At 38.1% G+C, this 22,426-nt stretch carries 20 protein-coding genes; 14 read left to right on the top strand and 6 right to left on the bottom strand.

The features are described 5' to 3' along the window. The first annotated feature begins 88 nt into the window (after positions 1-88). From H6G59_RS01865 to H6G59_RS01885, 5 genes are all read left to right on the top strand, one after another. Positions 89-262, top strand: coding sequence for a hypothetical protein (locus H6G59_RS01865; RefSeq protein WP_190711465.1), 174 nt, complete (start codon positions 89-91; stop codon positions 260-262). Next, positions 259-2,334: an AAA family ATPase gene (locus H6G59_RS01870; protein WP_190711466.1), complete on the top strand. Its 2,076-nt coding sequence runs from the start codon at positions 259-261 to the stop codon at positions 2,332-2,334. The genes H6G59_RS01865 and H6G59_RS01870 overlap by 4 nt, the downstream gene beginning before the upstream one ends. Positions 2,335-2,339: 5 nt before the next feature. Next, on the top strand, positions 2,340-2,981 hold the full coding sequence (locus H6G59_RS01875) for a Uma2 family endonuclease (RefSeq protein ID WP_190711467.1): 642 nt from the start codon (positions 2,340-2,342) through the stop codon (positions 2,979-2,981). A 113-nt stretch (positions 2,982-3,094) separates the two neighbouring features. Beyond that, positions 3,095-4,993, top strand: a complete 1,899-nt coding sequence (locus H6G59_RS01880) for a DUF3370 family protein (RefSeq protein ID WP_190711468.1) — start codon at positions 3,095-3,097, stop codon at positions 4,991-4,993. Between the two features lie 103 nt (positions 4,994-5,096). Further along, complete coding sequence (locus H6G59_RS01885) at positions 5,097-5,570, top strand: DNA phosphorothioation-associated protein 4 (RefSeq protein WP_190711469.1); 474 nt, start codon at positions 5,097-5,099, stop codon at positions 5,568-5,570. 12 nt (positions 5,571-5,582) lie between these two features. On the opposite strand, the gene H6G59_RS01890 is transcribed toward H6G59_RS01885, so the two are convergent. After that, entirely contained in the window at positions 5,583-6,788 is a 1,206-nt protein-coding gene (locus tag H6G59_RS01890) for a DNA sulfur modification protein DndB (RefSeq protein ID WP_190711470.1), read from the bottom strand. 102 nt (positions 6,789-6,890) lie between these two features. Continuing rightward, complete coding sequence (locus tag H6G59_RS01895; RefSeq protein WP_190711471.1) at positions 6,891-8,492, bottom strand: DGQHR domain-containing protein; 1,602 nt, start codon at positions 8,490-8,492, stop codon at positions 6,891-6,893. A 297-nt stretch (positions 8,493-8,789) separates the two neighbouring features. Between H6G59_RS01895 and dndC the strand changes: the two genes are divergently transcribed. From dndC to H6G59_RS01940, 9 genes are all read left to right on the top strand, one after another. After that, a complete protein-coding gene (dndC, locus tag H6G59_RS01900) occupies positions 8,790-10,406 on the top strand; it encodes a DNA phosphorothioation system sulfurtransferase DndC (protein WP_190711472.1) in 1,617 nt (538 codons plus the stop codon). Positions 10,407-10,556: 150 nt separating this feature from the next. Beyond that, positions 10,557-12,545: a DNA sulfur modification protein DndD gene (gene dndD / locus H6G59_RS01905; RefSeq protein WP_190711473.1), complete on the top strand. Its 1,989-nt coding sequence runs from the start codon at positions 10,557-10,559 to the stop codon at positions 12,543-12,545. Between the two features lie 53 nt (positions 12,546-12,598). Then, entirely contained in the window at positions 12,599-12,973 is a 375-nt protein-coding gene (locus H6G59_RS01910) for a four helix bundle protein (RefSeq protein ID WP_190711474.1), read from the top strand. Positions 12,974-13,032: 59 nt separating this feature from the next. Then, positions 13,033-13,428: a DNA sulfur modification protein DndE gene (gene dndE / locus H6G59_RS01915; protein ID WP_190711475.1), complete on the top strand. Its 396-nt coding sequence runs from the start codon at positions 13,033-13,035 to the stop codon at positions 13,426-13,428. A 94-nt stretch (positions 13,429-13,522) separates the two neighbouring features. Further along, positions 13,523-14,815 (top strand): AmpG family muropeptide MFS transporter, encoded by a 1,293-nt coding sequence (locus tag H6G59_RS01920; protein ID WP_190711476.1) that lies wholly within the window; start codon positions 13,523-13,525, stop codon positions 14,813-14,815. Next, positions 14,800-15,201 (top strand): ABC transporter permease, encoded by a 402-nt coding sequence (locus H6G59_RS01925; protein ID WP_190711477.1) that lies wholly within the window; start codon positions 14,800-14,802, stop codon positions 15,199-15,201. The genes H6G59_RS01920 and H6G59_RS01925 overlap by 16 nt, the downstream gene beginning before the upstream one ends. A gap of 83 nt (positions 15,202-15,284) precedes the next feature. Beyond that, the gene (locus H6G59_RS01930; protein ID WP_190711478.1) at positions 15,285-15,449 is read left to right on the top strand and encodes a hypothetical protein; all 165 of its coding nucleotides are present in this window, start codon (positions 15,285-15,287) and stop codon (positions 15,447-15,449) included. 77 nt (positions 15,450-15,526) lie between these two features. Beyond that, positions 15,527-16,075, top strand: a complete 549-nt coding sequence (locus tag H6G59_RS01935) for a GNAT family N-acetyltransferase (RefSeq protein WP_190711479.1) — start codon at positions 15,527-15,529, stop codon at positions 16,073-16,075. A 98-nt stretch (positions 16,076-16,173) separates the two neighbouring features. Continuing rightward, the gene (locus H6G59_RS01940) at positions 16,174-16,932 is read left to right on the top strand and encodes a HEAT repeat domain-containing protein (protein ID WP_190711480.1); all 759 of its coding nucleotides are present in this window, start codon (positions 16,174-16,176) and stop codon (positions 16,930-16,932) included. Positions 16,933-17,027: 95 nt separating this feature from the next. Here the strand turns inward: H6G59_RS01940 and ung are convergent, their stop codons facing one another. Genes ung through H6G59_RS01960 form a run of 4 tightly spaced genes read right to left on the bottom strand, consistent with a single transcriptional unit; the run spans position 17,028 to position 22,423 of the window. Continuing rightward, positions 17,028-17,714 carry a uracil-DNA glycosylase gene (gene ung / locus H6G59_RS01945; protein ID WP_190711481.1) on the bottom strand — a complete coding sequence of 229 codons (687 nt, stop codon included), beginning with the start codon at positions 17,712-17,714 and terminating at the stop codon, positions 17,028-17,030. Continuing rightward, a complete protein-coding gene (locus H6G59_RS01950; protein WP_190711482.1) occupies positions 17,711-18,100 on the bottom strand; it encodes a phosphomannose isomerase type II C-terminal cupin domain in 390 nt (129 codons plus the stop codon). The genes ung and H6G59_RS01950 overlap by 4 nt, the downstream gene beginning before the upstream one ends. Before the next feature lie 36 nt (positions 18,101-18,136). Further along, positions 18,137-19,348 (bottom strand): EAL domain-containing response regulator, encoded by a 1,212-nt coding sequence (locus tag H6G59_RS01955; protein ID WP_190711483.1) that lies wholly within the window; start codon positions 19,346-19,348, stop codon positions 18,137-18,139. A gap of 3 nt (positions 19,349-19,351) precedes the next feature. Continuing rightward, a complete protein-coding gene (locus H6G59_RS01960) occupies positions 19,352-22,423 on the bottom strand; it encodes a PAS domain S-box protein (RefSeq protein ID WP_190711484.1) in 3,072 nt (1,023 codons plus the stop codon). Positions 22,424-22,426 lie beyond the last annotated feature (3 nt).

The raw sequence follows: 22,426 nt of genomic DNA on the forward strand, positions 1-22,426 counted from the left end.
ATTTTTTTGCAATTAAACGTAAATTTACAGTTGTATTCATAGTATCAAAACTGGTTAAAATAGGAGAAAAATCTATTGCAAACTTGAGATGATACCAGAAGCAAATATTGATGATGTTCAAGAACCAATCAGCAGCGCACCACCAGAGGTAAAACAAATTATTGAGAAGGTATGGAGATTAGAAAAAAGTCGATTAGATAGAAAGAGTAAAGGTCATATTAATGATGATATTCTCACTATTGTGAAGGAAGCAGTGCAATGAAGCTAACTTCAATTAAATTATGTAATTTTCGTTCTTTTTATGGGAAAACTCCAGAGATAATTTTAGCTGGTGGAGATGTTAGAAATACTACGATGATTTATGGTAGTAATGGAGCGGGTAAAACCAGTATTTTGAATGCATTTACCTGGGTATTATATGAAAAATTTAGTGCTGCATTTGCGTCAACAGAACAGTTAGTAAATAAACGCGCAATTGCGGAATCTCAACCGAGTCAACCTGTAGAATGTTCAGTAGAAATTGGTTGGGAACATGAAAGTATCCGCTACCGCGCTAAACGTGGTTGTCGGGTTTATAAAAATCAAAGTGATATCATTGAAGCCGGTAAAACTCAGTTAACTATGTGGTTAGGTGGAGATGATGGCCAATGGAAAATTCCCAATCAGTTACCAGAGGAAATCATCACCCAGATTTTACCAGCAAGTTTACATCAATATTTTTTCTTTGACGGTGAACGCATTGAAGAAATTGTTCGTTCTGATAATAAAGCAGAAATTGCAGAAGCAATTAGAACTTTTTTAGGTGTGGAAGTAATTGAACTTTCTATTAAACACCTGAAAGATGCTAAAAAGAGTTTAGAAACTGAGTTAAAAAATATTGGCGACGCTGAAACCAAACAGTTGTTGACTCAGCAAGAGAAGCAAGAACTGGAAATTGAAATTATCAATAAACGACAAACGGAAATAAATCAAGAATTAGCACATCAACAGACATTTAAAAAAGAAGTAAGTAATAAATTACGAGAATTGAGTGCTGTTAAAGAATTACAGGAAAGAAAGCAAAATTTAGAATCTCAAAGAGATAGTTTGCGGGAAGAATTGAAGAAAACACGGGAAAATTTGAAAAAAGTGATTTCCGCACGAGGCTATACAGTTCTATTATCAGAAACAACCGCTAAATTTCGGGAAATATTCACAGATTTAAAACAAAAAGGTGAATTAACAGCGGGAATTTCGCGGGAATTTGTCAATGATTTACTCAATACTGGACGTTGTATTTGTGGTGCTGATTTAAAGGAAGGAACTCATACTCATTTTCATGTCAAGAACTTAATGAAAAAAGCAGGTTCTTCAACTGTGGAAGAAACCGCAATCAGAATGAGCGCACAAGTTGATGAAATTGATAAACAAGCAATTTCATTTTGGGAGGAAGCGGATAGGGAACAAGCACGAATTAAGCAGTTAAAGGAAAATTTATCCCAAGTTGAACTAGAATTAGATGGTATTCAAGAACAACTGCGAAAAGATCCCAATGAAGAAATTAGCAGTTTACAAAAACGTCTTGATGAAATTGAAGCCAAAATTGATGAATTAAATCGAGAACAAGGTGCAAATCAACAGGAAGTTTCTCATCTCAAAACAGATATTGATGCTTTGATAAAACAAATTTCTAAGCAAAAGCAAAATGAAGAAAAGCAATCTTTAGCACAGCGTCGCATTAACGCTACTCAAGATGCTATTGAAAGGTTAGCGGAAGTTAAAAACCGTCAAGAAAATCAGTTTCGTCTGCAATTGGAACAGCGAGTACAGGAAATTTTCTCAGAAATTTCTTTTACTCCCTACGTTCCCAAGATTAGCGAAAAGTATGAATTGAGTTTGGTGGAAAATACGACGGGAATTGAAGCACCTGTTGCAGCTTCTACGGGAGAAAATCAAGTTCTCAGTTTATCTTTTATCGCTAGTATTATTGATAAGGTGCGCGACTGGAGTGAGAAGCGAAAAATGATGATGGTTCCTGATAGTAGCACTTTTCCGATTGTGATGGATTCTCCTTTTGGAAGTTTAGATGCTAATTCCCGTCGTCACATTGCGAGAACTATTCCTAAGTTAGCAAATCAGTTAATTGTGTTGGTGACTAAGACTCAGTGGAGAGTGGAGGTTGAGGAGGAAATTGCTGATAAAATTGGGAAGGAATATGTTTTAGTTTATTATTCTTCTAAGCCTAATTGTGAACAGGATTTTATTGAGTTGGGGAGAGAAAGATATGCTTTGGTTCGACAGAGTTTGAATGGTTTTGAATACACGGAAATTGTTGAAGTAGAAAGAGAGAGGTAGATTTCATGGTTATTGCTAATTTACCAAATATCGTTACAGATACCTGGTTCAACGTAAATTGGGATGAATTTCTGGAAATTGCTAAACATCCTGATTATCAGCAAGGAAAATTTTATTTTTATCAAAATTACATGAGGGTAGAAATGTCACCTGTTGGTTCAATTCATGGAAACAATAATAATGTTGTTGCGAATGCTGTTAATCTGTATGCGACATTGAAAAATATTAAAATTAAAGGATGGGTAAATACCAGTTTTCGCAGAACAAGTGAAGGAGAATGTCAACCTGATTTAGCTTTTTATATTGGGGATAAGATAATATTTCCCCCTTTGACTAATTCTCCTGTCAATATTAATGAGTTAGCAGCACCGACTTTAGTAGTAGAAATTGCTGCTTCTTCTGTAAATGATGACTTAGGGTTTAAGCGGTTACTTTATGAAAGATTAGGTGTAAAGGAATATTGGGTGATGGATGCTAATAATAATGATATTATTGCTTTTGAAATATCTGATGGTGGAAGTAGGAGAATTGAGGAGTCAAAGGTTTTACCAGGTTTACAAATAGCTACTGTTAAAGAAGCTATTCAACGCAGTTTAACTCAAGATGATGGTGAGGTGAATCGTTGGTTGTTGGGAATTTTTAGTTGATATGTCTCATGCAGAGTCGCAGAGAGGCAAAAAGAAGCAATGTTTGTTAATTTGTATGTGATAATATTATCTATGTTTATCAGCGGTTAATTATTAATTATAGGGTGCAACGAGTGTTAGTTAGAAATTATTTGTTTATAATTACTTTGGCTTTAAGTTTTTTACCTTCTCGTGTTTTGGCTTTTTCTGATACTCAAAGCTATTGGGGGAAAGATTGTATTCAACAATTAGGAGAAAGGAATTTACTTACTGGTTATCCTGATGGTAGTTTTCGTCCTAATGCAATTGTTACCCGCGCAGAAGCAGCGGTTTTAATGTTAAATGCTTTTCCTAATGCACCAATAAGACGGGATTCGGTTATATTTAACGATGTATCTCCTAGTTATTGGGGATATAAAGCAATTAATACTGCTTATCAGAAAGGCTTTTTTTCTGGTTATCCAGGGAATATTTTTCAACCTAATCAAGCAATTCCTAGAGCGCAAATTATTGGGGTTGTTGCTGGGGGGAAAAATTATAATTCTGTATCTAATCCAAATCAGATATTACAACGTTATTTTGAAGATGCTAAGTTAATTCCTAGTTATGCTCAAAGTGCTATAGCTGCGGGAACTATTAATAGTATTGTTGTTAATTATCCTGATGTTAAAAAGTTAAAACCTCAAGCAACTGCTACGAGAGGTGAAGTTGCTGCTTTAATGTGTCGAGCGTTAAATATTTATGCTGTCCCTCCTCAATATATTGCTGGTGTGGAAGTACAACCGCAAGAGGTACGCGCTTTACCAGGAAAATTAGATTCTATTCCTACTTTTAATAGTAATAGTCCTGAACTTGTGGATACGGATGGAATTTTACTTTCTACTTTTTCTCCAGAAGGGAAAAAAAGCCAGGAAGCACATTTAAATTATCCTTTTCAAGGTAGATTTGATGTGTTTTCTCATCACATTGTTCGAGCAGAAACTACTTCTCAAAATCGTACTGTTTATCAGGGAATTATTGTTTATAATCCAGGTAATGAAGCGGTGACTTTGGAAGTTTTACAAGCTGCTAGTTACCTTTCACGGGAAGCACCGTTTATTAATCTGCCGGATATAGTGGATAATGCCCAAGGTACGGTTTATGCTGGCCCTGGTAGTCGGACTATGAGTGATGTGCTGCGAGGGGTTAAGCAAGAGATATTTCCTGTAAAAGTGGTGATAAAGCCGGGTGAAAGTCAAATATTAGCTAGTTTACCTATTTCTGTGCAAGCACCTTCTTCTAATGGTCGCACGGTGATGATGCGGTTGAGTAGCAATAAACCGATTTTTATGGCAAACTTAGCAAAGAGGAGCGATCGCTCTCCCAGTCTAGCAGAATGGTTACAGCTATTAGATACTGGCAGTTTAGCAGGAAAGCGTGACCCCATTCCCACTCCTTTAGACCCTCCCAGAGAACCAACGGTATTTAGTCGCGTTGCTGGTGTTTCCCAAGGGACAAAATGGGAAGCAAATATTACAGATAATGCAAATGTCGCTAATTTAACTTTACCTCAACCGGGAAAGGCTTTTTCTTATCCTTTAGGAACAGTTCATTTAATTACACTCAGCACAGGACAAATACAGAGTGCGGAAATGTTAAGACGCTATGGTGATACGGCTTATTTTGCCCATAGCAACTACGGTGTAGAATATAATCTGACCTTACCTTTATATAATTCTAGCAGTCAATCTCGAACTGTATCTGTATCAATCCAAACACCTGTTAAGGATGAAGGTGGTACTGATAGATTGTTGTTTTTGAAGCCACAAGTGGAACAAATATTTTTCCGGGGTACTGTGCGGGTGCGTTATACGGATGATAATGGTGGGGAAAAAACGCGCTATCTGCATTTGGTACAGCGACGGGGACAACCTGGGGAAGTTTTGGTAAGGTTGCGGTTAGCGGGGGGTGAAAAAAGACAAGTTCAGGTTGATTTTTTGTATCCTCCTGATTCTACTCCTCCGCAGGTTTTGACTGTGAAAACTGAGGGGTAATTTTGTCTCACGCAGAGACGCAGAGGCGCAGAGAGGAGTGCAAGAGTGTAGTATTAGTAAATGAGGTTTGTTTTGATATGTTAAGGGTGTAGATATTTATATTATGCCGGAAACTGGTAGAATCAGGGTTGCTAAGGATAAAGCTGATTTGGTGAAAAGTTTAACTTCTGCTGATGGCGGAACTGGACCTTTTCAAACTTTCGCTGATGTGATTGTTTTTGCTGCTGCTTTGGGTGCTAAGTATAAAAAGCGTGTTCCTTTGGAGGAAATTTCTAAACGTGAACCAGCACCGATTCGGTTAGAATATTTTGCCACAATGGGACATGATATATTAATTAAATTACTAGGAATTACAGAAACTCAGGATATTATAATTTTATCTCCTCATGAGGAAGAATACGAAAAACAACGCAATGAAATTTTTGAAGAATACGCTAATGGTGGACTAGAAATATTACAAAATGAGTTAAGAGGTGCAGTAGATTATTCTGAACGAATTTTACTATTTCTCAGTTATGAAAGAACAAATAATATAAAAGAAGACGAGGAATTTGATTTAAGTAAATTCCTCAGTTGAGTTAGAGTATATTTAATAGGAAGAGTTATCTGTCCATCCTAATTCATATTTAATCTTTTTAACTGCATCCGTTACTGCATTTGCACCTGTAGATAGTTTATAACGCTTATTCGGATTTTTAGGATTAGGATCTATTCTAATTAAAGTATTTTCCCAAATCTCATTATCTCTTGTCCAACCTATCTTTGCGAGTTGAGAAACTTTTGTTTCATCAAAATAATTGCTGTCTTTATTGTAAGTTAAATGTAGTAATCTAGCCAGAACTTCCAGACCAACACTCACACCCAATAGACATTCATCCTTAAATTTCCTGATCTCAGCAACAGTTAAATCTTCTGCTTTTTTTACAGAAACATATCTAGTATTACTACATTCGTAGAAAAACTCATTGAGACAATTAGCCAGGGAATTAGATGATATAGCTACATCATAGTCGCTAAGTTCTGCTTCAGGATTATTAGTAAAAGCACAACTCACAGCCCTGGCTATATAGTTATTTGTGTAAATAAATCCCTTTGTGACACGGGGATTGTCATGAACTTTATCTGTCTTATTATGAAAGATGTGTACTTGTTCTACCAATTTTTTAGTAATACCAATACGACCTTCAGATACACCAAATGACAATAGCAAAGCTTTATCTAGTTGTTTCGTTTGAGCCATATCTAGAAAATCTTTTTTACACTGATCAAGGTCTTCTTCTAAAACCAGCGTAATTGGAAAATCATCATCACTAATTAAGTCACTTGTATCACCTTCAATCAATTTTTGAATAGCACTCTTACGATGTTGACCATCTGTAATCTCTAACTTTACTCCACGAGGAATTACAACTAAACAAATACCTCTACCAAATTCGAGAATATTTATTTTTCCTAGAGCTACATTTGCTGTCAATGTTCCCAAAATCCAAGGTTTTCCTTTTTGTGCTTGCTCGATAATATAATTTTTGATCTCATCAGCATGGCCTGGTACTTCTGGGCGTTGTCTACCTGAATCAGGATCATTCTCAGTAGCAGGTTTTATAACTAAAAGCGCAGGAAAATCTCCAGGTGGTATATTAATTTGTAGCATTTTTCGCTTACCGTGACGAAAAATCAAACCTGGATAACAGCGTTCACGATGGTATTTAGAAAAGAATGGCTCTATAAATGAGCTAAACTGAGCTTTCACTTCAGGAGTAATATCGTTGTTGTCGTCTTCGTTAAATAGAGTCATATAAATGCTGATACACTTAGCGATGTCAAAAAACATAGTAAACAACTTCAGTGGTTTTTAACATCCGTAAAAACTACAGGGTGATATTACTCACTAATTTATCTAACTCAGTATAACTGGAAGCCCTACATCCTGCGGCTTGACAAGCTTACCATCAAAACCTATAGTTTGTTCTTCAATAGTCCTAGCATTAGCTAAAGCCTTGCGTAAAGCAGTAACTTCCATTTTTTCAGTCATTCCTCCCAACATATAAATAAATAACTTCACAGCTAAATCTTTTCCTACTACCTGTACCCGCTTTTTATTGGGGTCATAGAGAACCCCATACCATAAAGATTGAGGATATTCCATACCACTAAAACCCCCTTGACGGTCAAATTTCTCCAATTTCTTAAAAATATCCGTCAAAGCAAAACCTTTTTTAAATACCAAAGTTCCCAAAGCTTGCGCTAAAGCAACTTGAGAAACTGGACGAAATAACATATTTCCCTCACCACCATCTTTTTCAAAATAGAAGCGACGCAAAACAGTTGTCTCTTCGTGTTCCAATACTTTATAGCTGGGAAGATTAGCTAAATTATCAAAAAGTAGTCTAAAATCTGCAATTCCTTCCTGAATTTCTTCATTTTCTGGACGCATGGGAATTAACCCTTTTTCCAAAGGTTTCCAGTGAGGGAACTTTTGCCCCAAATACCTTTCCGACATATCTTGTAAAGCTTGCAGAGTCGTTAAAACTGTAGAATTAGCCGCTACTGTAGCACTATTCCAATTAACACGGGGATTTCGATTTGGTTTTTGTTCTAATAGTGGATGTGTCACCGCAATTTTTCGCGCTACAATAGCAAAACCATCATCTTCATTTAATTGTGCTAACTGACCTTTAGTTAAAGGTGCAGCCATTAAATTGACATGAACAAAAATTGATCTTACCCGTCGTTTAGCCTCCGTGTGAGTTTCCCCAGTATTCACCGCACAAATAAACTCAATTCCAATCTTTTCTTGACGTAAATTTTGTAAATAAGCAGGTTCAACTTGATATTTCTCAATCAAATCTGACAAAGTAATAAAACTATCATCAGCAGTTTTATCCTTTTTATAACGTTGGAGTTTACCAGATTTAATTAACTCCATTAAACCTTGTACACCCATTAATCTATGCTGACCATCTAAAGCATAAATTGTCACATTGTCTTCGGAAATATTCAGCAAACCGACTTTACCATCTTTATCTAAAGGTATAAAATCAGTAGTCGCTTTTTTAGCCCGTCCTTGACTATCCCACTCCGCTGCTTTGGGGTTATCTACCCAAGGTTGATTAATTACCACCAACACAGCCGGAAATTTATGATTTTTTCTCGCTGCTAAATACTGTACTAACGGTGCTTGACGCGACCAATCAACAGGGCGTTGTTGAATTTCATCAATACTATCAGCATCAATTTCAATATTCTCTGTCTCTGGGTTGTACTTTTTTTGCAGCAGGGGTAAACCAGACGCAAAATGTACCCGTCCCGCGAACCATTCCAGTGTCACAGAACCTACATAAGCCTCAGTCCCACCCATTTCTGTCTTTTGGACAAGAATTTGGTCTTTTTTCTCTAAAAACCTCTCTAGCAATAAAGCTAGTACCTGTTTATCCTTATTTTCTCGTTCTAGATACTCGTTAGCGAGTTGACTATTTAGCTCGTTTGTACTGTCAGTCATATAATTTTTGAAAACTAGAGTATATAAAACAGCTTATCTTGTTTAAAACATTCGGTATGATGATTCATTTTTTAAAAAGTCTTAAAAAATGTTATATTAGGAAGTTGATCACCTAACCAAAACCAACTGTAGGTCGTGGTTATACATAGTTATCTATTATACAAATATGATTATTGGAGTCCGCTTCTGCGGACTCTGTTTGTGTGCCAACAAATTTTGTTCTCAAAGGTGCTTGTAAATTAAATAGAGTAACAAATGAATTGATAAAAATATGCATCTCAGCAAGGAATGAAAACCATGAATACAGCAAAACAGCCAGAAAATGAAAATCAGCAAAGCCATACTGTAGCAGATTTAATTGAAGATATTCAAGTTCTGACTACAGAAATTCAAGAATTGTATTGTTTAGATCAGATACCTTGGGTTGTAGGCTATTCGGGTGGAAAAGACAGCACTGCTACCTTACAGCTTGTGTGGAATGCGATCGCACAACTCCCACCAGAAAAGCGAACGAAAAAAATATCTGTCATTACTACAGACACACTGGTAGAAAATCCTATTATTGCTGCTTGGGTACGTAATTCTCTAGAACAAATGAAATCTGAGTCGCAAGCGCAAGGATTACCATTGGAACCCCATCTATTAAGACCAGATTTTAAAGAAACATTCTGGGTAGGTTTAATTGGTAAAGGTTATCCAGCCCCAAGAGGAAAATTTCGTTGGTGTACAGAACGTCTTAAAATTAATCCTTCTAATCGCTTTATTCGTGATGTTATTCGCAACAATGGAGAAGCAATTGTTGTATTGGGAACTCGCAAAGCTGAAAGCGTAAAACGTGCCAATAGAATGAAAAAATTAGAAACTCAGAGAGTGAGAGATCACCTCAGTCCTAACATGAATTTACCAAACTCTCTGGTTTATAGTCCTATTGAAGATTGGCAAAATGATGATGTATGGATTTATTTAATGCAATGGGAAAATCCTTGGAAATACAGTAATAAGGAATTATTTGCTATTTATCGAGGTGCATCTGCTGATAATGAATGTCCTTTAGTTGTTGATACAACTACTCCTAGTTGTGGAAGTTCTCGTTTTGGTTGCTGGGTTTGTACCCTTGTTAGTCAAGATAAATCATTAACAGCAATGATTCAAAATGATGAAGAAAAAGAATGGATGCAACCATTATTAGATTTTCGCAAAGAATTAGATTTAGAAGAAAATCGTGACCGGAGAGATTTTCGCCGTAGACGTGGAGGTATCCAACTATATGAGCGTAATTTAGACGGTGAAGTATCTATTGAACCTATTCCTGGTCCATATCTTAAAGAAGCGCGGGAAGATTGGTTAAGAAAGCTGCTAACAGTTGAAAAGCAAATTCGTCAAACAGCACCAGAAAATATGCGCGACATCACCCTACTTACTATAGAAGAATTGAGTGAAATTCGCCGAATATGGTTAGAAGAAAGACACGAATTTGATGATAGCTTACCCCGCATATATCAAGAGGTTACGGGAGAAGTATTTAAAGATCCGCGTCCTGGTGCTGACCAAAGCATCCTGGGAAGTGATGAATGGGGAGTATTAGAAGAAATCTGTGACGGTGACGGAATGCACTTAGAATTAATGGCAAGACTATTAGATACAGAACGCCAATTTAAGAAAAAAATGCGCCGTGTGGGTATCTACGAAAGCCTAGAAAAATGCTTTGATACAAGTTCCCGTTCTCCAGAAAAAGCTATTGAAAATGCTCATTTAAAACGGGATTTACGACAAGCAGCTTTAGATGGTGATGTTGCCACAATTCGGGAAAAATTCAAGCAATTAAGTTTAGGAGATGCCCCGGAAAAAGAAGAGAGTAAACCACAAACTTGGGCTAACTTCAAATATGCACAAAAGGATAATAATGGGGAATAACGGGTGATTAGAATAAGGGGCGGTTCTGGCTGGGAATGCCAATCTTGAGGTTCTACCTCACTCAACTAATTATAACAGAGGCAGAGCCTCTTGAAAGCATTCCCTGTCAGAGTCAGGGAACGAGATTAATCTAAAATCCAAAATCGCATAATGATATTCCTTGAATTAGTATTACAAAACTTCGGTCCATACTCCGGTAAGCAAGTCATCAACCTCAACCCCCAAATTGATGAGGATAATGTACGCCCAATTATCCTTTTCGGAGGCATGAATGGTGGCGGAAAAACCACCCTCATGGATGCCATTCGTCTGGCATTATATGGACAACGCGCTCAATGTTCAACCAGGGGAAATATCAGTTATAGTGATTTTTTAACCCAATGTGTTAATAGTAAAAGTACCCCTACAGAAAAAACCAGAATTGAATTAGTTTTTGAACATATCGAAGAAGATAAACCTGTCAGATATCGTATTGTGCGGACTTGGGAAAAAAATCCTAAAGACGGTAAAGATCATTTAGGCATTTTAGGTGATGATGAAACTTGGCCAATTGATTCATTAGCTAATATCTGGGATGAATATATAGAAAATATTTTACCTTTAGGGATTTCTAATTTATTCCTCTTTGACGGTGAACAAGTTAAAGAACTTGCTGAACAAGAAATACCTCCGCCCATAGTTGTTGATGCTATTAACGGACTGTTGGGTTTAGAATTAGCAGATAAATTAGCAATTGATTTAGAGATTTTAGTAAATCGCAAAAAACGAGAATTTGCCGATACCAAAGATTTAGCTAAGTTAGAAGAAATTGAAACCCGACTCCATGAAAAACAGGCAGAATACGAAAACAATCAGATAAAATTAGCAAATCTAAATATTGAAGTTACAGAATTAGAAAAAATTCATGAAGAAGCTTTAGATAAATTTGTGAATGAAGGTGGTAAAATTGCCGCTGAACGTAGCCAATTAGAACAACAAAGGGCAGAGAAAATCAAAGTTGCAAATAACGTTCGTGAATCCTTATGTGAACTAGCATCTGATGTTTTACCTTTAGCCTTAATTAGTCCTTTATTATCACAAGTCCAACGACAGGGAGAAAAAGAACTGAAAAATCAACAAATCCAATTAGCTAAAGATGTATTAATTGCCAGAGATGAAAGATTAATTAATTGGTTGCAACAATTAAATCTAGAATCTAATAAAGTTACTAACATTCAATGTTTTTTAGCTGAAGATATCAATAATTTATATACAAATAATGTCTCAACAGAAAACACTTGGTTAAATGGAGATGAAGAAAGTTTAAGTTTACTTGACAATATAACTTATCGTTTGCAAGCTGCCGAAAGTACAGCCCAAAAGCAGTTAGATGAATTAAATAATTATGAAGAACAAATACTCACTTTAGAAAGACAAGTACAAACTGCGGCTGCACCAGAAGAATATACAAAATTGCAAAAAGCGGTAAAAGAGGCACAAAACGAATTTAATAAAATTCAATCTCAGTCACAAACAATGACTCAGAAAGTGATAGAATTAGATACAGAAATAAAAAAATTGAGGCAAGAATTAAATGAATACACTGTAGAAAATATTAAATTTCAAAATAGTGAACACATTATTGATTCGGCTGCAAGAGTTCAACAAACATTAAAAGTGTTTCGAGAAAGATTGACTCTGAGAAAACTGAATAAATTAGAAGAAGAAGTAAAAAACTGTTTTCTATATTTATTACATAAATCTGATTTAGTACATCGCATTGCTATTGATAGTAAAACATTTGGATTATCTTTATATGATTTAAATGGTAAACCAGTTCCCAAACATCGACTTTCCGCTGGTGAAAAACAATTATTAGCGATCGCATTTTTGTGGGGATTAGCCAAAGTATCAGGAAGACGTTTACCAGTAGCTATTGATACACCGCTAGGAAGACTCGACTCCTCCCACCGTAACAACCTCGTAGAAAGATACTTTCCCTCAGCCAGTCATCAAGTCATCCTCCTTTCCACCGACACCGAAATCGGCAAAAAAGAATATCAAAACCTGCAAGAAACCGAAGCCATAGCCCGCGAATACCTACTTCAATACAACTCTGGTAAAAGAGAAACAACAATTAAACCTGGTTATTTTTGGTAATTGGTGATTGGTGATTGGTGATTGGTGATTGGTGATTGGGTGAAATAAAATATATGGGAAGACCGGATTTTGAAGAGTTACAAGTTTATAAGTTATCAGAAAAATTAGCAAATGAAATTTGGAAAGTAGTTATGGGATGGGATAATTTTGCTAAAGATACTATTGGTAAGCAGATTGTTCGTTCAGCAGATAGCATTGGAGCAAATATACCAGAAGGTAGAGGACGTTACAACATTCAAGACAATAAGCGTTTTATTAAAATAGCTAGAGATTCTCTAAATGAAACAATTCATTGGATGCGGCTTTCTTATGTTCGTAAATTATTAACAGTTGAACAAGTAAATATTCTAAAACCGTTAATAGATGAACTTTCTCCCAAGCTAAATGCTTACTTAAACTCATTGGGAAATGGAAATAGTAATAAATAGTTTTCCTGTCCAATCACCAATCACCCATTACCAATCACCAATCACCAATCACCAAAATTATGGAATCACCAATAGAAAGAATTAAACTTTCCCAAACAGCCAAAGAACAACTTCTCAAACTTAAACGCAGCACAAAAATCGACCAATGGAACATATTATGTCGGTGGGCGTTTTGTCGTTCCCTCGCAGAAACAACCCCACCCTCACCCGTACCTATACCCCAAGATAGCAACGTCGAAATGACATGGCGCGTCTTTGGTGGAGAAATATCTGATATTCTACTTTTAGCCCTGAAACAACGCTGCTATAACGACGGATTAGATACAGATAGAGAAACCTTAATTACGCAATTTCGCCTACATTTACATCGTGGAATTGGTTATCTAGCAGGGGATCAGAACATCAAGAAAATTGAAGATTTAATTCAACTAGCCACAAAGAAAGTACAATCCTGAATTTGCAATGTTAATTGGCGTGTAGGCAAGAAAAGACATAGCCAATATGGCAAGATAGCTGCAACTCTCTCAGGTGAGAAGGCAATTTAAACTAATGAATCCAGTCAAATCGCTACTGCAAGTTTTCGGTAGCCGGAAAATGGCTGCCTTGATACTACTCGGTTTTTCATCCGGCTTGCCCTTGTTTTTGACCAGCAAGACCTTACAAGCTTGGATGACAGTTGAAAACGTAGATTTAACCGCCATCGGCTTATTTAGCCTGGTAGGTGTGCCATATTCATTAAAATTTCTCTGGTCGCCTCTGTTAGACTGGTTTACGTTGCCATTTTTAGGAAGACGACGGGGTTGGTTAATTGCAATTCAAATTGGGTTATTAATAGCGATCGCTTGCATGGCATTACAACAGCCCAAACAAGCCCTACAACTGTTAGCCATCAACGCCGTTGCGATCGCATTCCTCAGTGCCACCCAAGACATCGCCGCTGACGCTTACCGCACCGACGTTCTCGAACAACTAGAAATGGGTGCAGGTGCAGCAGTATTCGTCTTAGGTTATCGCATCGCCCTATTACTCACAGGCTCTTTAGCCCTAATTCTCGCCGATAACATCCCCTGGTCAACAGTATACTTATTGATGTCAATAGGCATGGGAATAGGCATCATAGCCACCTTATTTGCACCAGAACCCAAACAAATCAGTCCCCCAGAATCCTTAACCGCAGCTGTCATCTTACCCTTTGGGGAATTTATCCAGCGTCAAGGAATCCTCCAAGCCTTACTAACCCTGCTATTTATCGTCCTCTATAAACTAGGCGACTCCTTTGTCAACAATATGTCCACGCCGTTTTTACTACAAACAGGCTTCACCCAAACTGACATTGGCGCAATTCAAGGCGGCATGGGATTGATAGCCACCATTGTTGGCACACTGGCAGGTGGAGCATTTTTGAGTAAAATTGGTCTGAATCGCTCACTTTGGGTATTTGGAGCATTGCAAGCAGTCAGCAACTTAGCTTATCTTGTACTTGCACAAGTTGGGAAAAACTACCAAGTTCTCTTACTGACCATCAACATCGAGAACTTTTGTGCTGGATTAGGAACAGCAGCCTTTGTCGCCTTCTTAATGAATATGTGTAATCAGCGTTATTCCGCCACTCAATATGCTTTACTTTCTAGTTTTATGGCCGTAAGTCGTGATATTCTAGTTGCGCCAGCAGGTTCCTTAGCAAAAAATACAGGTTGGCCTTTATTTTTCGTCATTAGTATCCTGGCTGCTGTACCGGGACTACTCCTGTTACCATTTTTTGCCCCCTGGAATCCAAAGCCAGAGGCAGTCACCAGACCAGGAATTGAGCCAGAAGAAGAGGATATATGGGGAACCAAGTAGTTATTCTTGTCGGTACATTCGTCCTCATCGTCACAGGGTTACTACTGGGCTACGTACTTTCCCAGTTAGTTCTAGGATTTCTGGGGTTTAACCTCCTCACTCTCCTAGGCACAATCAGCTTGATTTTAATCTTTGGTACACTCTATTACGTTTTATTTTGGCAGCTGCGGAGAGAACCTTCACAGCCCTTCAAAAACAGCGTACCCAACCAAGTAGACGAAGAAATCACCGGTAATTATTTGAAAAACAGACTGATTGCTAGATTATCCGGTGATGTTGCCGCTGCCGAAAGGTTAATTGAGCAGGCCAAGCAGAATTATCCTGGTATGCCAGAAAATTGGTATTGTGAAAGGGTACTAGATGATTTGGATCGTGAACAGCGGTAAGTATTAAGTACCGAGTACCGAGTACCGAGTGTTTTGCTCAACTAATTTTTTTCATAAAATCCCTAGCTAACTAAAACCCAAATATGGCCATTTTTCGTCAATATATCGCCCCCTTAATTGCCGTATTGATATTCACCTTCGCTTTAGTAGCAGTCAGCGCTCGCATCTTTTTACCCTCGGATATGGCAGCACCAGCACCAATTGGGATGGTCATTGGTAATTGGTCATTGGTCATTGGTCATTGGTAATTAAGTTATTCTTCATTTTCACCGCGTCCCCGCGTCCCCGTGTCTCCCCATCTCCCCATCTCCCCATCTCCTAAATTTTGAATTTATTACTACCCGGCTACCACATTCGTCGAGGCTCAACTGTAGATAGGGCAATTCTGGTAAAGTTCATGCAGCGGACTTACCAGGAAATGTTCCCTCATCAAGATTTCTCACATTTAGCTCTTACAGTTGAGCAATATTTTTCTGCTGATACCCCTTTATGGTGGGTAGATGAAGAAGCAGAGAAGCAGGGTGTAGGGGAAGAACCACCCATCACCAATTACCAATTACCAATCACCAATCATCAATCACCATCCCCCATCGCTTGTTTATGGGTGGGTAATGCCATAGATCAAATTAAGGGCGATCGCCATACTCACATTTTTCTCCTCTACGTTACCCCAGAACATCGCCGTCGGGGCATTGGTAAAGCCTTGATGAGTCATGTAGAAAATTGGGCAAAACAAAAAGGCGATGCCTACGGCGAGCAAAGCTATCGCCAAATCGGTCTACAAGTATTCCAGTCCAACACACCCGCATTACAGCTTTATCATCAGCTAGGTTATCAAACACAATCCCTGTGGATGATAAAATCTTTCCGTTAGCCTGTAAAATGAGATAACTAAAATATCTATCAGGGTTTTTCTGGCTGGTATAGGGGGTTATCAGTTGATCCCTAGTGGGGATAGAAAATAGAAAAATTATGTACGACGAAGACGACCTAAGCCTACTTGATGCCGGGGTGGAGCTAGAAAGCCCCCTAGACCACATAGAGCCACTTACTGCTGAATCAGAAGTGGTAAAACCTGATCCTGAATTAATGCTGGCACTCCTGGAAAATTCCCAGTCCCAGCAACGGATGTTAGCTGCGCGTGCTTTTTGTGATATTCAAGATCAACGAGCTATTCCCCATTTAATTCGCTTACTAACCGATAACTGTCCCCTCGTGCGAGTCAGTGCAGCCTATGCCATCGGACGTAATCCCAGCCAGGATGCAGTTGAGCCATTAATTACTCAACTTAACCGGGATTTTAATGGCTATGTGCGAAAAGGCATAGTTTGGGCTTTAGGCAACTGTCGCGATCGCCGTTCCTTAGCACCCCTAGCAGACTCTTTAAGAACCGACATCTCCGCCGTCCGTCTATGGGCAGCCAGCGCCCTAGCCCAAATGTCAGGAGTGGGTTATGAAGTAATTGTGGGCGCAATTCCCCCCTTAATTGAAGCCCTTGTCCAAGACCCCATAGCCGCAGTACGCAGTAACTGTGCTTGGACAATTGGTCAACTGTGCAAAGAACTTCCTTCTAATGTAGTTTATGCCACGGCCATTGATGCCTTAATTCAAGCTTTTGCTGAAGATAAAGATTTAGGAGTCAGAGAAGACGCAAAAGCAGCACTTTTAGGAGTGGGTGATCCTCGTGGTTTACAGTTAATTGAAACCCTCGAACAAGAAGGCTGGTTTTAACAGAGTACAGAGTACCGAGTACCGAGTATTGAGTACCGAGTACCAATTACCAATTACCAATTACCAATTACCAATTACCAATTACCAATTACCAATTACCAATCACCAATCACCAACTGCCAATCAATCTCCGGTTTACCCCAAGCAACCAAAGCTGAATTAATAGCTGAAAAAGGTTTGCTGCCAAAAAAGCCGTTCCGTGCAGAAAGTGGTGAAGGATGGGCTGACTGTATAACTTTATGTCGATTTGTATCTATTAACTTTAACTTTTTTTGTGCATACCCACCCCAAAGCACAAAGACAACAGGATCTTTTTTCTGGTTAACTTTGCTAATCACCGCATCTGTAAATATTTCCCAACCTTGATTCTTGTGAGAGTTTGGTGTATGCGCCCTCACAGTTAGCACCGTATTAAGCATCAATATACCCTGTTTAGCCCACTGGACAAGATAGCCATGAGTGGGAATATCAAGCCCTACGTCCGCTTTGAGTTCTTTAAATATATTCATCAATGATGGAGGTGGTTTGATCCCAGGTTTGACGGAAAAGCATAATCCATGTGCTTGGTTTTGATCATGGTAGGGATCTTGCCCTAACAACAACACATTCACTTGTTCATAGGGTGTCAAATCAAAGGCAGAAAAGACATTTTCTTCAGGTGGATAAATAGTATAAGACAGCCTATCTTCTGCCAAAAAATCTTGGAGTTTACCAAAATAGGGTTTATGGAATTCTTCAGCTAAAACTGCTTGCCAAGAACTGGGAAGTTGGATATTTTTCATGAAGCTGAAGATAGCTCAAAAGGACGCTCTGTATCATCTTCACCCAAATACTCACCATTTTGAATTTCTAGAATTATTAGGGGAATAGATCCAGGATTTTCCACCTGATGTAGCGTTGCCGCTGGTACATAGGTTGACTGGTTGCAATTGAGCAATATTTCTTCATTACCACAAGTTACCTTAGCTACGCCAGAAACTACAATCCAATGTTCATGGCGATGATAATGAATTTGTGGTTTAATGCCATGTCTAGACTTAATTTCCACACGACTAATTCTATAATTTTCGCCCTCTTCTATAACTTCCACATTACCCCAGTAACGTTCGCCTGAATGGGAAGAAGTTGGATTTATATTGGACTCAACCTCATTTTTATGCTGATTCATAACTAAATTTCTCCAATTTACACAATTTTATATTTTTTAGATATAAAAGCTTTTTTTAGAAAACAACAACTTTTCAAATTCTAATACTGGTAATGCCCGACTGAATACAAAACCTTGGATAGCATCACATTTTTCTTGGCGGAGAAAAGATAATTCTGCTTCTGTTTCTACACCTTCAGCAATTATCTTGAGATTTAGTTCATGTCCCATTTTAATCAAGAATTTAGTAATAGCTGATTTGTGATCATCATGAGTGATATTTTGAATAAAAGAACGGTCAATTTTGAGTGTATTCATAGGAAAGTGACTGATATAGCTTAATGAAGCCTGTCCAGTCCCAAAATCATCAACTGCAATTTTGATGCCCAAGGAGCGTAATTGATTCATGGTAGCGATCGCACTATTAACATCTTGCATAACCATGGTTTCTGTCAATTCAATTTCTAGTCCAGGATTTTCCAAATTATTCAACTCGATTAATTCAACGATTGTGGTAATCAAATCTGGTTGATTAAATTCAATTGCCGATAAATTGACAGCTATAGTTAAATAATTAATTCCCAAATCCTGCCAAATTTTAATTTGTTGACAAACTTTGTTTAATACCCATTTATCAATATTGACAATCAAACCATTATATTCGGCTAAACGAATAAATTCATTAGGTGATATTGAACCCAATTCCCTACTTTGCCAACGTAACAAGCTTTCAGCACCGATGATTTCACCTGTAGATATATCAATAATTGGTTGATAATAAATTTCAAATTCTTGAAAATTATCTTGTTGGATTGCCCAACGTAATTTCGGTTCTAAAAATTGCATTCTCTCAGTTAATTGATAAGCCTTATTCTGAGTCGATAAAGATTTTTTTAAATTTGCATACTTTTCCAATTTAGTCATGATCGCATTCAATAATTCAGCCCTGGTGAATGGCTTAGTTAGATAATCATCTGCACCCATATCCATACCTTGACGAAAGTCAGCTTTTGCAGATTTAGCAGTCAAGAAAATAAAAGGAATTGCGGCAGTTAATGGCTCTTGTCGTAAAGCTGTTAATACTCCATATCCATCCAATTCTGGCATCATCATGTCACATAAAATTAAATCTGGTATTTCCGACATAGCTAAATGTAATCCTATTCTGCCATTAGCAGCAGCAATTGCTTGAAAATCCTCAGCAGCTAGTAAATCTAAAAGATTTTCCCGAACGGATTCTTCATCTTCAATTATTAAAATTTTAGGCATGGTTTACCTCATATTATATTTTTTTAATGGTAACGTCACAATAAAATTGCTGCCAACTCCTAGTAGAGTATTGACATTAATTGTGCCTTGGTGAATATCTACACACTTTTTTACAATTGCTAGTCCTAATCCAGTTCCTAAAATATTACCGACATTTCTAGCGCGATGAAAAGATTCAAATAATCGGGGCATATCTTCTTCAGGAATGCCAATTCCTTGGTCTTGAATTTCAAATACTGCTTGCCCCTCTTGACAAGAGAGATTAAAATTGACCAAGCTGCCATCGGGGGAATATTTGAGGGCATTGGAGAGTAAGTTACTAAGAATATGTCCCAGTAATTTTTCATCCATATAGCAAGATATAGATTGATATTGACTGCTAAAATTTACTAAATGTTGACTTTTCAAATTCAACCTGACTTCTTCTACTAGCTGACGGCAGTATTTGACCAAATCAAATAATAAGGGTCTATATTCTAGTTTTCCTGCTTCTCCTTTGCCAATCACCAAAATATCATTTAACATTTCTGTCATCCGGTTTACAGCCGCTTGAATGCGATGCAGATGAGTAAGTTGTTTTTCATGTGTCCATTTGTGGCTGTAGTGTTCTAGCAACTCAGAAGAAGAAAGGATAGTACTCAAGGGTGTGCGGAATTCGTGAGAAGTCATGGAAATAAAGCGGGATTTCAGTTCGTTAAGTTCTTTCTCTGTCTCCAATGCTATTCTTAGTTCTTGCTCTAATTGCTTGCGATTGGTAATATCTGCCCAGTAGCCAACTAGTTCCAATGGGTTACCTGCTTCATCCCAGACGACTTTACCTTGATCATATACCCAACGATAGATACCGTCTTGGTGTAAAAAGCGATATTCTAGGCTGTAGTCAGTTTGTTTAGATGCCCTTGAGCGTTCAGCAATTACTTTTGGCGCGTCCTCTGGGTGGAGATGACTAAACCAAAAATCAGAACTTTGTATAAATTCCCGCGCTTCATAGCCTATCATGGCTTTGACATTTTCGCTGATAAAGATAGCACCAAAATCTTCATGTGCCTTGCAAGTATAGATTACAGCTGGGCTGGAAGTTAGTAAGTACTGTAGCCGCTCTTGACTGACAAGTAATGCTGTTTCTGCTTGTTGACGCTCAGTTATATCGGTTTGAATGCCAATGTAGTGAGTGAGATAACCATCGATATCATAAACGGGAGAAATATTTAACTCATGCCAAAATATGCTACCATCTTGACAAGAATTACGTAAAATTACAGTACAATCTTGTCCTAATTGCATAGCATTACTGAGTTCTTTTAAACCTGGTTGATTGATATCAGCACCTTGGAGCAAAAGAAAATTCTGCCCCATGACTTCGGCTGCTGAGTAGCCAGTCAGACGCTCAAAAGCCGGATTGACATAGATAATTGAACTATCAGGGCTGGTGACATCCGCAATCACAATGCCGTTACTACTGGCAGCGATCGCGCGATCGCGTAATCTTAACCCTTCCTCTATCAACTTGCGCTGGGTAATATCAGTATAGATACTCACCACAGAAACTATCTTGCCCGTATCATCTTTAATCGCATCTGTTCGTAGGTCTATATGTAGACTTTCACTACTACGACTTTGCATCATCACTTCACCACGCCAAGATTCACCTCTGTGGACTGTCTCAAATACTCTTTTAAATACTTCCTTGGTCTTAAAATTAGTTGAGAGTCCCTCATTTGCATTTAATTGACTCTCAGTGTAATCAAATATATCTCTAAATGCAGGATTTACATAACTTAACTGACCAGAAATCTCCGCAATGCTAACTGCATCACTTGTACTTTCTATGGCTTTAAGCAACCGCAACAAAGACTTCTCTGCTAATTTACGTTCCGTAATGTCACGAGTCACTTTAGAAAAACCACGCAGCTTACCACTTTCATCACGTAATGCCGTTAAAATACAATTTGCCCAGAAATAGGAACCATCTTTGCGAACAAAAACACTTTCACATTCACACCGACCATTTCCTGCGGCCATATCTAATTGTTGCTTCGGTAAAGCATTAACAATATCTTCCGGTGGAAAAAAGCAAGAAAAATCCTGACCAATAATTTCTGTTACCTGATATCCAGTAATACATTCAGCACCAGAATTCCAACTCCTCACCCGTCCCTGCGGGTCAAGCATATAAATTGCGTAGTCTTTAACACCTTCTACTAATAAGCGGAAGCGTTCTTCACTTTTATAGAGTTCTTCTTGGGTTCTTTGGCGCTCAGTGATATTTTCTAAAGTCCCAAACATTCCTACCACCTCACCTTCAGTATTATACAAAGGGACTTTGTTCGTCTCCAGCCAAATTTGGCTACCATCTGCTTGCCGTGCAGGTGTAATGGTTTTATATTGGGGCTGATTAGTTCTCATGATCTCAGCATCACTAACACGGTAGAAGTGGGCTTCTTCATAGTTGGGAATCAAATCATAGTCTGTTTTGCCGATGATATCTTCTGGATTGTCAAAACCCACCATTTTCGCAAAGTTGCGATTACAACCCAAGAAGATGGAATTTATATCTTTCCAGAAAATACTATGGGGAATGGTATCCATAATTAACTGCAACATTTGCTGGGATTGCAGGAGTTGATTTTCTACCATCTGGCAATAGTCTGCGAAATCACTAATTTCCTCTACTACCGAAAGAGCTAGACAAATACTTTCCGGGGTGATGATGCCAACAATTTCACCATTCTCATCTACAACTGGTAGTAGCTGCAACTGAGGCTGACATAACATTGATATGACTGAATCTAAAGTGGTAATTTTTTGCATCTTCAGTTTTATGACTGAGTTCTGCATCACTTCCCCAACTTGGGCTGTTCTTAAATCAGCCCCTGAAGCTACAAGTTTGACTATATCTTGTTGTGTCAACCACCCCACTACCTGGGAGGCTGACTTTACCAACACACCTTTAGATTGTGCAGCCATCAGAGCGATCGCATCTAGTATAGATGTTTCCGGTGCAACCGTCAGCGGCGACATATCAATAACTGACTCTAGGCTTTGTAGCACGAGATAGTGAGGTGATGTTTGCATACT

It is taken from the genome of Anabaena lutea FACHB-196 (assembly GCF_014698305.1).
GTDB classification, from domain to species: domain Bacteria; phylum Cyanobacteriota; class Cyanobacteriia; order Cyanobacteriales; family Nostocaceae; genus Anabaena; species Anabaena lutea.